The organism is Chryseobacterium gambrini, assembly GCF_900156825.1.
Classification (GTDB): Bacteria; Bacteroidota; Bacteroidia; order Flavobacteriales; family Weeksellaceae; genus Chryseobacterium; species Chryseobacterium gambrini.
In genome coordinates this window covers 220,790-233,244 of sequence record NZ_FTOV01000001.1, presented here as the reverse complement: position 1 = coordinate 233,244, position 12,455 = coordinate 220,790, and the positions used below count along the sequence as shown (strand labels likewise).

The window sequence follows — 12,455 nt, the reverse complement described above, 5'->3', positions numbered from 1 at the left end:
TATTAATAGAAAAATCACAAAAATATTTAGTATAATCATTCTTTCTGCACCAAATGCTGTAAGTTAGGGTCATTCTTGATACGCTCCATTTCACTAACAACAATATTCAGAATGTCTGATTTTATCTGCTTGTAATTGTTTTCTATTTCCTGCTTCATCTTATCCTCGCCCTGCTCATTTACAAAAGATAAGATTTGCGGTATTTGCTGATAGGCTTTGCTTTCTGCCGCTACCTTTTCATTGTCCACTACAATTTCGGCGTGAAATATCTTCTGCTCGATACGTTCATCAAAGTTATCTGATACAGAACCAACAAACAAACCTTGTGTAAGTGTTGAGATTTTGGAAGCCGGAATAAGGCTGTCTAACTGTGTCGAAATAGAGGTAGATTTATCATTGCGGTTAATGGTCATACTCTGGCGTTTCTGTAATACTTTACCGAAACGTTCCGAAAGGCTTTTTGCTGTTTCGCCAACCACCTGACCACTGAATATATTACCGACAGTATTCTGTATTACCTTGCTTTCCTTGTCGCCGTAATCCCTTGTTAATTGCGAAAAATCCTGAAAACCCAAACATACCGCTACCTTATTACTTCTCGCCGTTGCAATGAGGTTATCCAGTCCCCTGAAATAAATTGTGGGCAACTCATCTATGATAACGGAACTCTTTAACTGTCCTTTTTTATTAATCAGCTTTACAATCCTCGAATTGTATAAACCCAAAGCTGCCGAATAGATATTTTGACGGTCGGGGTTATTGCCTACACATAAAATTTTCGGCTCTTTCGGATTATTGATGTCAAGCGTAAAATCATCGCCCGTCATTACCCAGTAAAGTTGTGGGCTAATCATCCTTGATAGCGGAATTTTTGCCGATGCGATTTGTCCTTGTAACTGGTCTTGCGCTCCACCTTGCCACGCATCCATAAAGGGCGACAAATAATTTTCCAAATCGGGGTATGATGTTAAAATCGTGAATACGTCCGAATACTTTTTATTCAGTAATTCAATAGCGTGAGGGAACGTACAATACTTACCATCTTCGTAGATTTTCAGATACCAAATAATCGCAGCCAAAAGAATAATTGGGCTTTCCACGAAAAAATCCCCTTGCTTCTGTATCCACGACCTGTTAAGGTTTAGCATTATAGTATATGCCGCTTCGTAAGCATCAGAAATGTCCGTCATAAAATCGGGATTGAGTGGGTTGCAACGGTGGCTCTTGCGTGGGTCGTCGAAATTTATCACGTAAAATTTCGGCTGAACTTTGTATTTATCCCGATGCTTCAGTAAGTGATTATAGGCAATAGTAGAAAGGTCGTCAAACTTGAAATCGTAGATATACATACTAAAGCCTTTTTCAATCTGCTGCTTGATGTAGTTGTTTACAATGGCATAAGATTTACCGGAACCGGGAGTACCCAACACTATTGATGCCCTGAATGGATTTACAACGTTTATCCAACCGTTGTTCCATTTGCCTTTGTAGTAAAATTTGGTGGGCAGGTTAACGGAATACTCGTTTTCCATCAGTTTGGTTTCCTGCTGAAAGCTCTCATTCTCATTATTAAATACGTCGTCCATCAGGTTGGTACGAAGCAGGCGGCTCATCCATACGCCCGCCATCAGCAAGGCGATATAACCTAATGAGATAGTAAGCATATACAGGAATGTGCCTGTTGCCGGAGATAGCTTTAGCAATGGAAAATTCAGGAAGAACAGCACAAAACCCACGCCCAAAGCCACGTAAATTTTAGACCAGGTTATCTTCTCATTTTTTACGCCCTTTGTTCCTAAACAGCTTAAAGCCAGTAAAACCAAAGCGAATGCTTTGGTATAAAGAGTATGTGAAAACAAACCCGCCGTCCGGTCGAAATTGCCTAATATCTTGTTGATTACTTCCAACGTCCAACCACGTTCTAAAAAGAAACCGTAGCAGAACCAATAAAGGTGCATCAGCACCAAAAGAATACTGACTGCCCGCATAAAAGCCATTATCTTGGCAAGCCCTCTTAAATCGTCTTCTCCCTGCATTATCTAAAGTTTTAATGTTCGGGCGTGAATTTAAAGGCTCTATGGAGTGGCTCTAAGAATGTGGCAGCCAGTGGCGTTCTGTGGCAGTGTTTGGCTGAATATTACTTCTGACCTCTTTGGCGTTTTCTTTTCTTCTTCATTTTATTGGCAAAGTCCTGTTCTTCGTAATCTTCGCCCTGGGCTTCGGGAAGCAAGCCGCCCAGTGCTTCAATCAAACCGTCTTCGTGTTTTTCAGTATGTAAGAAGTCGAACAAATGGTGTGGTTCTTCCGCAGGAAGATCCGCATCATTTGATGTGGATAATTTGGGTTGTAAAACGGCAGGTTCTTTAATATTCGGTTTGATGTTATTGTTCCAATAATCATTAAAGGTGTTGGCAGAAAGTTCTGTTGCCAAACGTGAACCGTTCCAAACTGCTTTGGAATTGTGGTCTATAAATGTGATGCCATAAATACGCCCTGTATCATTTCGGCGCACCACAACGTTAATACCCTGTTCCGCCAACTGCTTTTTAAATGCCTGTTCATCGCTCGTGGTTTTCAGGGCAATGGTAACGGCAGATTTTAGGGTCTGTTTGGTGGGGCTATCTTTCAAAGCCGTTTTGCATTTCGCAAAATGCAGTTCCAAAGCCGGAAGCCCTGCGCTCTTTCCGAACAGCGAAGCCTTGAACGGATGCCCGGCTCTTTCGCCTTTTTCATTTAGCGGAATATATATTAAGCCGTGCTTCATCTCTCCCTGCAATTCGCCCTCGATTTTCTCGGCGGTAATATTGAACAGGGAAAGCAGGGCATTGTATTCGCCCAAAGTTTGGTACTGGTAGTAATTCGGGAGGTGGCGAACGACCGAAGCAATTTGGCTTTTTACATCGCCTGCCCGATAATCTACCGGACGGAAAACCTTATCATTCTGATTGCGCTCTTTGTCTGTTGCGGGTATCAACCCGTGTTTTCTTTCCAGTTCACGGCATACATTCATAGACCGCATTTTCTCGAATTTATCCGAAATCTTTTTGCCCTGCTCGTCCACGCAAACCGATACAATGTGTATATGGCTACGGTCAATATCGGTATGTTTGAATACCACAAAAGGCTGTTCGCCGTAACCCATTTCCCGCATATACTGTTCTGCCATTTCCCTAAACTTATCATCGCTTACCTTATCGTTCGGGTCAGGATTTAGCGAAATATGCAGCGTGTGTTTCTCGGTATTGCGGTTGGCTATCAGGTAAGGTGCAAAAGACTGGGCTAATTGTGCCACGGAATAATGACCGCTTGCGGTTTCAATCATCTTATTGGCAAACAAAATCTGCTCGTTTTCATTCTCCACTTTAAGCTGATTGTACGCCAACGCTCCGTATAAATTTGCACTTCTTCCAATTTTTGCTATCATTTCTACCGCTATTTTTTCAGGTATTTGGCTTCAAATTCCTCGCTTATTTGGATAATTTTTTGGCATAGCATCGCCATTTCAGCCGTCTGTTTTTCCAGTTTGTACAGGAACGCTGCGGCTTTTTTCTCCGAAAAATGACGGTACAATAGCTTTACAATCTGATTATAGTTCACGCCGATGGAACGGAACTGGCTGTGAAAAGAGGTCAGCCGCATATAAAAATCAACCGTTCCCTTGTCAATCTGAATGGTCTTTATGGTCTTGTCAAAGATGCAGGACGTTATAAAATGCGCCTTTACCTGCATACCTGATTTATCAAAAAGGGCAAGAAATCGGGCGTGTTCCTGCTCGTTAAAGGAAATCGTATAGCGGATTGTCGCCGGGTCTTCTTTGGGGCGGCGTCCGGTCTTTTTCAATTGTTTTTTGTTGTTATCGTTCATCACTAATCCATTTTAAAATCCATACAAAACCCTGACTTCGGAAGGTGTTTTCTGCCCCCTGCAAAGGGCAAGTTGTTTTGAGCATCGGAAATCATTCCGAGATGCTCAAAACACAACTTGCCGTGTTCCGGTGAACACAAAAATCCGCCCTGCGGGACGGATTGAATGTAACAGGGAAAAACGGCTTGTTGCCGTTCCCGTTACCCCCTGATATGTCAAAAGACTTTTGCATAAATCCGTTAATAAAAAGTACAATACAAAGTAAAGCCCTGTTTACGATAGCGTTGCACTGTGACACAGTGCCAAATGCTGCCTCTGAACGCCAAACACTGCCACCGCTATACAACCGATTGAATTTGATGAGTTCTTTGCCCCTGAATGTTGACAGGCAGGCAGGCAGCCCGTGCTTCAGGACGAGCAGACGGCATACATTCAAGATGGCAGGTTATCCTGCCTGCAAGATTGCAGGAATGCAAGAGCGCAGGAATGACGGAAAGCGTGACAGCCTGCTATCAGACAATCAAGCCTGCGTGATGGATATAATGACGGACGGAACGAATGCAAGAACGCAATCACGCCTGATAGGATGCCTGAATGAAAGCATTGCTGCTGTACAGCAGGAAAGCAGGCAATCAGCAATTCCCGCAGGCAAGCCTGATAGCTATCCTGCAAGAAAGACAGCACGAAATCAGGACTGCACGGCTGAAAGCCTGCAAGACTGAAAACAGTAAGATGTAAACTTTAAATTTTAAAAATATGGACACAAGAAAGAAACCTCTGTTTGTCGCTTTTTCTTCTCAAAAAGGCGGTGTTGGCAAAAGCACATTTACCACGCTTGTCGCCAGTACGATGCACTATCGGTTGGGCTACAACGTAGCCGTTTTTGATGCGGATTTTCCGCAGCACAGCCTGATGAAAATGAAAACCCGTGATTTGGCAATGGTAATGGAAAATGAGGCGTTGAAAAAACTGGCATATAAGCAGTTTACCACCATCAATAAAAAAGCCTATCCCATTATGCAGCACAAAGCGGATAGCGTACTCGATGCGGCGCACGAATTTGTAAACACTTCCCCTGTTCCGCTTGATGTGCTGTTCTTCGACCTGCCCGGAACCGTGAACACGCCCGGCATCCTGAAAGCGTTGGCAGGTATGCACCACATTTTTACGCCTATCACGGCAGACCGTGTGGTAATGGAAAGTACGCTCATCTTCACGCAGCTTTTACAGGACGTGATTATGAAAAAAGGCGAAACTTCCATACAAAGCATTAACCTGTTTTGGAACCAAGTGGACGGCAGGGAAAGCACACCCTTATATGACGTGTACAATCAGCTTATCGGGCAACTAGGGTTAAGCCTGATGCAAAGCCAAATCAAGAACAGCACCCGTTTTCGCAAGGAAAGCGAAGCGGACAGCAAAACGGTTTTCCGTTCTACGGTAATGCCTCCCGATGAGCGTTTGATGAAAGCCTGCCAGTTAGACCTGTTCATCAGCGAATTTTTAAAAATCGTTCAATTATAGCCTTATGGAAAAAGATAATAAAAGGAAAGCCACGCCGGACATCAACGAGGAGTTGATGATGAACCTGATGGTGGACGGCGTTAAAAAAGAGGGCTTACAGCTTCCACCTGAACTGCCTGAAGAGATTGAAAAAGAAACTGTAAAAGAAGAAGTGAAACAGGAAGAATTGCTACAAAGCAAACCTGTACAAAGGGAACGCAACCGCACCAAGAAAAATCTTGACGGTAGCTACGGCGAACATTTTTTGAAAACGCATTCGATAACAAAGCGGGGCGATAAAAGCATTTATATCCGACAGGATTACCACGAACGCTTATCCCGTATTGTACAGGTCATTGGTAAAGATGCTATACCCCTGTATGCCTATCTCGATAACATACTGGAACATCATTTTGAAATGTTTGAAAAAGCCATTACCGATGATTTCAACGAAAAGTTTAAACCCATTTTTTAAAGCATCTGATTATGGAAATAGTAATTGTGATTTGCCTGCTGATAGTCATTGTCCTGCTTTTGCAGGATAAGATTGTCATTCATAAAAGGTCGGAGCAAAAGTCCAAACAGGAAAAAGTTAACCCGAACCTGCCCGATATTATGGGGCAACCCAAGCCAGTAAGAAGCCTTTCAGTGCCAAACACTGCCAATGAAAGCCAAATAACGGAACAGGAGATAAACCCTGATAATTTAGACATTGAATACGACGAAAACGAAAACGTCAGCATTCAAATTCCGCAGGAAGAACTGGACGAAGTTTTCAGCAATATGCCTGATTTGGAGGAAGAGGAAGAAGAATGGAACAGGTACGGAATATCCGGTGGCGATAACGGTTTTGCCCAAGGGGTTACCTACGACGAACTAAGCTCCGTAGGGGCATTGCTCCAAAAAGAGAATTTGGAACAGGCTCAAAAGGAAACAGCGGTAGCCATAGTTCAGAAATTACAGGGAACCGAATTATTCAGCTTACTGGAAAATTCCATTGAGGGTGCTTCCCGAAAAATTGCCGAGCTTTTGGATAGCACACTTTCATCTGAAAGCGACGACGGTTCTTCCACCTTGCGGAAAAGTGATTTGGGTGATTTTGACATTGGGGAGTTTGTATAGAATTCCCTTTTTTTTAGGAGTATAACTGCGTATTAGTGTGACATTATCTTATTATGCCTCTTGTGAGAAATGACAACATTATTCCGTCACTTGTAACTTACCTGCGTATGTTCCGTAGGGCTTACCTGAATAATCTCCAGTTTTGAAATAGTCACATAATAGTTTGACCACATTATCTATATCTTCTTCCGTTTCAAATTGGATTTTACCATCTTTTAAGTTTATCGGTGCTTTTTTCTTTTTACCCAATGTTTCCAACTTTTTTATGTTTTTAGAAGTTAAAGAATTTAGATTTCCTAATTTTTCCAACTTCATCAACTTTTTATGAATAGAAGCTTTTGTTTCTATTTTATCAGTTAGAAGCTTAATATCTCCAAAACACTGATGTTTAGATATTGATGTTGCTACGTCTTCCGCTCTCTTCTTATATTCTTCTTGTAATCCGACAAGTTGCTCAAAGTAAAATTTCTTCAATACGTAAAAAGTTTCTTCATAAAAGATACAATCTATTTGTTTGTCTAAATAAACAGTATCGCTTTTTAGCAATGAAAGTGTATTGGTATTGGTGTCAAAAAAAGTCCTTATCTGACTGCCTAAGCTTTTCTTTTCTCCGTCTTTTTCCTTTTCCACTCCTACTTTTCCGGGGGATATTTTTCTAAATGTATAAAAAGATTTATTACTGTCAATTTCAAACTCGACACAATATGCCCAAAGAGTTTCATCTTGGAGTATATCGTTTAAATCTGTGATTTTCGGTGGGCTTTGGTTTAATTGGTTATAAACAACGTCTGAAAAAGAGCCAACTTTATTCTGCATTTGATAAGTAAACAGATGTTCTGTTTCGTCAGCTATGACATCATAATCGAAAAAGTTTAAATCTTCATTATCCTGAATTTTTTTGAACTGTTTCAATGAAAGTTCATAAAGATAGTTTCTTACTTCATCCGTAATCTCTATCTGATAAACTTTAAAGTCAAACTTTTCCAAAACACGTGCGTTAGCTTTCATTCCTTCTTTGAGAATACGAGTGACAAAATACATCTTTAAGTTTTCCGCACTTGCCTGACCAATTATATCGACCAAAATGGATTTATCCATAATAAATATTTTTCGTAATTAAGTTTATTTTTATTTCTTGCCCGCTTTCCAAATCTTCATCTTTTGTTATCAAAAGAGCTTTTTTTGTTTGGCTCTTCTTGTTGTAATCAATTTGGTAAAGGGTATGAGTAATACTCAATATTGGATTTATTACAATCATATTTGATTTTGTATAAATGAAAAATATGATTATCAAGACAATGAAAATCGACGTAATGTCAAATAAGTTATTTGTGTCTTGGAAGATGAAGGGAACAATGTAAGTTGAGATGTAACTGATGCTTTCACTATTCTTGTTTTCTACTTCAACGACTTTTACAAGCTCTCCATTTGATTTTTTTATATCTAAATTTATCAATAAAAATTTCAGCCCTATATAACCGAATATTGCAGTAAGAAAAAGAAAAACGCTTAACCCAAATTTTGCTAAAGCCAGAAATACACTTTCTTGACTAAAACCTCCAAAATTCAAATAATCAATATTTTGCTTGACTTGTCGCAAAATCAATAATCCAAACAACGGAATATATGATGTAATGAACAACACAAAAATTGCGATATTATTTAGTTTTACTTTTTTCATTACATTATTTTGGAGATGGCTATATGGGAACTATCTCACACCTGCATAGTACTTTGCTCGTTCTTCTTTAAATAATCTCAATTGTTCTACCTGTTCTTGATATTGTTTATATAATCCGTTTTTCGATTTTGTTTGCTCGGGAAATGTCAGAGAAAAAGCATCTAAATCATTCGTATGGATTGCACTTTCGGGAATGACTTCCTTTATCTTATCTAATGCTTTTAAATAGTAGGTTTCGCTAATTTCGCAAGCTGTCAAACTCAATCCTGCATTATAACACGCAATTGCAATTGTTCCACTTCCCAAATGAGTATCTAAGATTTTATCTCCTTGATTAGCATACATTTTCAAAAGCCATTCGTAAAGCTCTACTGGTTTTTGTGTTGGGTGGATTTTATTTCTATTTTTTCTTACACTAAATCTGAAAATTTTTGAAGGCTTGTCTAATGATGACCAAGCCATTTCTGCCATTGAAAAATTATTCAATGTTTCGGGTTGGTTTTTATCCCAAATAATAAACCCTTTGTTGTATTCGCTTTTTAGCCAAAGTTGTCCGAAATAGTTTCCTCCCCAAATAATCTGATTTTTTGAAACCCGAAGTAACTCATTAAAGTAATCATCATTGGGTTTTACATCCCATTGACTGTACTCATCCATATTAAATTTGTAGTCGCCACCTCTTTTTGTTTTGTTTAAAATCCCATAAGGTGGGTCGACTATGGCAAGGTCAAAATAGTTGTCTGGATATCTTGCCATTAATTCCATATTATTTTCTCTCGTAATTGTAATCATCGTAAGTTTTAATTTTTTGCTGCAAACCTTGAAATAGTCAGGTCCGAAATGTTTTTACTGATGTCTTTTCCAAGATTATTGACGATGATATTATCAAAATCTTCGTAGTCAATTTCTCTCACGTCATTATCAATACAGTTGTATAAATATTCCGAAAAAGTGTTTGCCCGAATAATTACAATCGGACTTGTGCGAATATCTTGAAGTACCGCTGGAACATATCTTGGCGTAACTACAATTGTGTAAGCTCCCCCAATTTTTTCTCGGTGCCCTTCTAATCTTCCAGCATTTACACCCGAAAGTTTGTTTTTGGTCGACTTGGCATCAACGGCGAATTTTTTCTTTTTAGGAATATACAGGCATTCCAAATCAGTGTTTCCTGCTCCGCCTACTTTTTCGGCTTCTATATTGTAGAACATATTGAAACCATCTGTCAAAGCATCTTCAAAAAGATATGCTTCCGCTCCTTCGTTATTGTTTGCGTATTGTTCTATAATTTTCGGAAGATTAAGCAATTCAAATTTTATATCATCAGCTACTTCGCCAATTTCAACTAAAAGTGTCTTAGGGTAAAAACTGTAAATTTCCTTAATAACATCAATTTTCAAACGTTCAGGGTCGTTAAGCAACAGAGGCTTTGCTAAAAAAGAATATTCATTTTCTAATTGCTGAACTAACTGTTTTAAATTTTCAGGAATTGCAACCTCGTTTCTTGTTATTTTCCTAAAAGTATTGGTTGTTCCGTGTTGTAGTTTGGTTATAACAATTCCCTCTCGTTTGTTCAATACACCTGCACTTTCAAACAGACTTGAAACGTAATAATCCCATTCATAAGCAGAGTTCACATAAGCGTGTCTGTCTTCTTGAAATTTTTGAGCAATTTCTTCATCTGAAAACTTTCTTAATGCTAATAATTCATTTATTAAGACATCATATGTTTTTTGAGTAGCTTCTTTGAGAAACACAACAACGTACGCAACCTCAAAAGCATAAAGTTTGTTAGATAGTTTTGGTTCTGAAAGCAATTTATAAATCAAACGAAATGGATAAAGCTGAAATTCGCTATCCGTTCCGCTATGTGGATGGGGATATTGTACAGCCCAAAGCATTGTAAGAAATATTTTGGCTATTTTCTCTTTATCCCCAACGTTTTTCAAAAATAAGTTTCCAAGCGGACTAAATAAAAAACGGTCTTGCCCATCAACCTTGGCTTGGTAGCCAAACATATAATATGAAAGCTGATTGATTTTATGGTTTATCGCATCAAGCGGTAATTCAGGATTTCTTTCGCTATACAAACCTAACTCACGTAACTTTGAATTTAATTGCGCTTTCTCATCTTTTGAAATTCCTGTCTTGGTGTATGACTTCAAAAATTCAGCAACAACACAAAGTTTTTCAAAATCTCTTGTATGTCTGTATAAAATCCATTTCTTACTATCAATTCGTAAAGTCATATTATTGATTTATTTGAGCAACAATATTTTTAATTAACAAAGGCGGAATACATTCTCCAATACATTTTCTAATAAGTAATTCAGGTGTATTATCCGGGATATTCCAATTTTGTGGAAGAGAGGACAACAACATTAACTCCAAAGGTGTTAAAACTCTTGCATCAGAATAAGTTCCGTTTTTTAATTTTCTTCCTGGATGCACATTCAATTGTGAACTGATTGCATCATTTCGCATTGTAATGGTGGGAGCGGGTTCATCCCATTTAATTCGTCGGTATGTGGTATTGTAACTTTTTATTTTTTCTCCATTAGATTTTATAGGAAAGTATTCTTCATTTTCAAAAGCGGTTTTTCCTGTTGGGGTATGCTTCATCCACAGTACGTGATTATCCGAATGTTTTCGGGCAAAATGCCATTTTATTTTTGACTGTTCTCCTGCCTCAATACTTGGTAAAAAACCAATCTTTTCTTCGACTGTTATTTGCTTTTCAGACTTTATAGGTTGTCCCCATTTTTTGTCTTTTCGGTACAATTTTATGATTGCTCTTGTCCGTCTTTGAGCAACACCATATTCAGAAGCATCATACACATTAGCTTCAATTTTGTATTCTTTGCCGAATAATAGATTTAAAATCTCTATTACTTTTAAATGTTGATTTTGGTATGGCAAAACCATCTTAAAAAATGTTGGTACATTTTCTATCAGTACAAAATCGGGAGATTTTAATTTAATGAAATCAATTATTTTAAAAACAAGATAATTCCTTTCATCTTTAAGCATTTGCTCAATATTCCGATTTTTTCCTGCAACACTCATTCCTTGACAAGGTGGTGAAGCAATTAGAAAGTCTAATTTTTCAGGGGTACTTTCTACGAGTGTTTTAAAAATCTTATCGTCTAAAATGCTACCTGCAATCATTTTAGAATTTGGATACAATGCCTGATATAGGTCAGCTCTTTCCTGAACCAATTCGTTAGCAGCGATAATATTAATTCCTACTTCTTCAAAGTAAGTTTCTGCTATGCCTGCACTTGAAAATAATGATGCTCCTACCATAATTAAAACTTGAGTGTACTTTGATGTTGGTTTTTAATTCTCATATATTTTGCTTTCTCCTCAGCAGCTAAAAATAGCTTTTGAGTTTCCTCCTCCGGATAAATTAATTCTGCAATTCTTTCGCTTAGATACTCGTGTTCTAATTTTTTTAAGTCAAGACTGAAAAATGCTGAAAGTTTCGGTATTATTTCAGCAGGTACATTTCTTTTACCGTTTTCAATTTTTGATAAGGTAGATTGGTCTATGTCTAATGCAGCCGCAAGTTTAGTTAATGTTAAACCATTATCTAATCTTAGCTTGTGAATATATTCGCCAAATGTTTCTTTCATAATCTTGAAATTTATTTCTTGACACTTTTGGCAAATCTACTAATTTGGTTTCGTTTGCGAAAGCTTTCAGCTATAAACTTTGGATTTTGGCTCGTTTTGAGTGACAGATAACCGCTTCTATAGAATAAAAGTGCAAAATCCATAATAGTTATTATTGAAACGTAACCTCAAACCGTAAAAAGTTTGGCTTTTTTTTATGCTCAAATGCTTGTTGCAAAGCCACTCACAGCCAAACACTTCCTTTGACTGCCACTTTCTCATAACGCCTCTTTTTCCACAAGACATTTGTCCCGAAAGCTCGCAAGGTGCGGGATAAACAGTAACAAATTAATGTGTTTCAATTATGGAAAAACAGAGAAAAAAAGTTTTACTGGCAGCCGTGGCAATGCTGTCAGGAATTGGTGCGTTCGCACAGGGAAACGGCTCGGCAGGTATCAACGAGGCTACCCAAATGGTAACAAGTTATTTCGACCCCGCAACGCAGTTAATCTACGCCATCGGTGCAGTCGTCGGGTTAATCGGGGGCGTTAAGGTGTACAACAAATTCAGTTCCGGCGACCCCGACACGAGTAAGACCGCAGCTTCGTGGTTCGGTGCGTGTATCTTCCTGATTGTTGCCGCTACTATCCTGCGTTCATTCTTCCTTTAAT

The 12,455-nt window shown here is 38.6% G+C and carries 14 protein-coding genes; 5 read left to right on the top strand and 9 right to left on the bottom strand.

The features are described 5' to 3' along the window. Positions 1-35: 35 nt before the first annotated feature. From mobC to mobA, 3 genes are all read right to left on the bottom strand, one after another. Positions 36-2,036 (bottom strand): conjugal transfer protein MobC, encoded by a 2,001-nt coding sequence (mobC, locus tag BW951_RS01120; RefSeq protein WP_076390099.1) that lies wholly within the window; start codon positions 2,034-2,036, stop codon positions 36-38. Positions 2,037-2,137: 101 nt separating this feature from the next. After that, positions 2,138-3,424: a conjugal transfer protein MobB gene (gene mobB, locus BW951_RS01115; RefSeq protein ID WP_076390098.1), complete on the bottom strand. Its 1,287-nt coding sequence runs from the start codon at positions 3,422-3,424 to the stop codon at positions 2,138-2,140. Between the two features lie 8 nt (positions 3,425-3,432). Then, positions 3,433-3,864, bottom strand: a complete 432-nt coding sequence (mobA, locus tag BW951_RS01110) for a conjugal transfer protein MobA (RefSeq protein ID WP_034735085.1) — start codon at positions 3,862-3,864, stop codon at positions 3,433-3,435. Positions 3,865-4,242: 378 nt separating this feature from the next. Here mobA and BW951_RS22600 point away from each other — a divergent pair, with 378 nt between their 5' ends. The 4 genes from BW951_RS22600 to BW951_RS01090 all read left to right on the top strand — a co-directional run bounded on the left by BW951_RS22600 (position 4,243) and on the right by BW951_RS01090 (position 6,489). After that, entirely contained in the window at positions 4,243-4,398 is a 156-nt protein-coding gene (locus BW951_RS22600) for a hypothetical protein (protein ID WP_162149631.1), read from the top strand. 222 nt (positions 4,399-4,620) lie between these two features. After that, positions 4,621-5,388, top strand: coding sequence for a ParA family protein (locus BW951_RS01100; RefSeq protein ID WP_076390097.1), 768 nt, complete (start codon positions 4,621-4,623; stop codon positions 5,386-5,388). A gap of 4 nt (positions 5,389-5,392) precedes the next feature. Continuing rightward, positions 5,393-5,842 (top strand): DUF3408 domain-containing protein, encoded by a 450-nt coding sequence (locus tag BW951_RS01095; protein ID WP_076390096.1) that lies wholly within the window; start codon positions 5,393-5,395, stop codon positions 5,840-5,842. Between the two features lie 11 nt (positions 5,843-5,853). Next, complete coding sequence (locus BW951_RS01090) at positions 5,854-6,489, top strand: hypothetical protein (protein ID WP_034735089.1); 636 nt, start codon at positions 5,854-5,856, stop codon at positions 6,487-6,489. A 78-nt stretch (positions 6,490-6,567) separates the two neighbouring features. Here BW951_RS01090 and BW951_RS01085 read toward each other — a convergent pair whose 3' ends face one another. From BW951_RS01085 to BW951_RS01060, 6 genes are read right to left on the bottom strand one after another with little or no spacing between them, the layout of a single operon-like run. Next, complete coding sequence (locus BW951_RS01085) at positions 6,568-7,587, bottom strand: Kiwa anti-phage protein KwaB-like domain-containing protein (protein WP_002978479.1); 1,020 nt, start codon at positions 7,585-7,587, stop codon at positions 6,568-6,570. Then, the gene (locus BW951_RS01080) at positions 7,580-8,170 is read right to left on the bottom strand and encodes a hypothetical protein (protein ID WP_002978481.1); all 591 of its coding nucleotides are present in this window, start codon (positions 8,168-8,170) and stop codon (positions 7,580-7,582) included. The genes BW951_RS01085 and BW951_RS01080 overlap by 8 nt, the downstream gene beginning before the upstream one ends. Before the next feature lie 30 nt (positions 8,171-8,200). Beyond that, positions 8,201-8,962 carry a DNA methyltransferase gene (locus BW951_RS01075; protein WP_002978482.1) on the bottom strand — a complete coding sequence of 254 codons (762 nt, stop codon included), beginning with the start codon at positions 8,960-8,962 and terminating at the stop codon, positions 8,201-8,203. A gap of 8 nt (positions 8,963-8,970) precedes the next feature. Further along, the gene (locus BW951_RS01070) at positions 8,971-10,419 is read right to left on the bottom strand and encodes a hypothetical protein (RefSeq protein ID WP_002978484.1); all 1,449 of its coding nucleotides are present in this window, start codon (positions 10,417-10,419) and stop codon (positions 8,971-8,973) included. Between the two features lies 1 nt (position 10,420). After that, positions 10,421-11,476 carry a DNA (cytosine-5-)-methyltransferase gene (gene dcm / locus BW951_RS01065; RefSeq protein WP_002978486.1) on the bottom strand — a complete coding sequence of 352 codons (1,056 nt, stop codon included), beginning with the start codon at positions 11,474-11,476 and terminating at the stop codon, positions 10,421-10,423. Positions 11,477-11,478: 2 nt separating this feature from the next. Beyond that, the gene (locus BW951_RS01060) at positions 11,479-11,805 is read right to left on the bottom strand and encodes a helix-turn-helix domain-containing protein (protein ID WP_002978487.1); all 327 of its coding nucleotides are present in this window, start codon (positions 11,803-11,805) and stop codon (positions 11,479-11,481) included. A gap of 343 nt (positions 11,806-12,148) precedes the next feature. Between BW951_RS01060 and BW951_RS01055 the strand changes: the two genes are divergently transcribed. Beyond that, on the top strand, positions 12,149-12,454 hold the full coding sequence (locus BW951_RS01055) for a DUF4134 domain-containing protein (RefSeq protein WP_002979435.1): 306 nt from the start codon (positions 12,149-12,151) through the stop codon (positions 12,452-12,454). The last annotated feature ends 1 nt before the right edge of the window (position 12,455 follow it).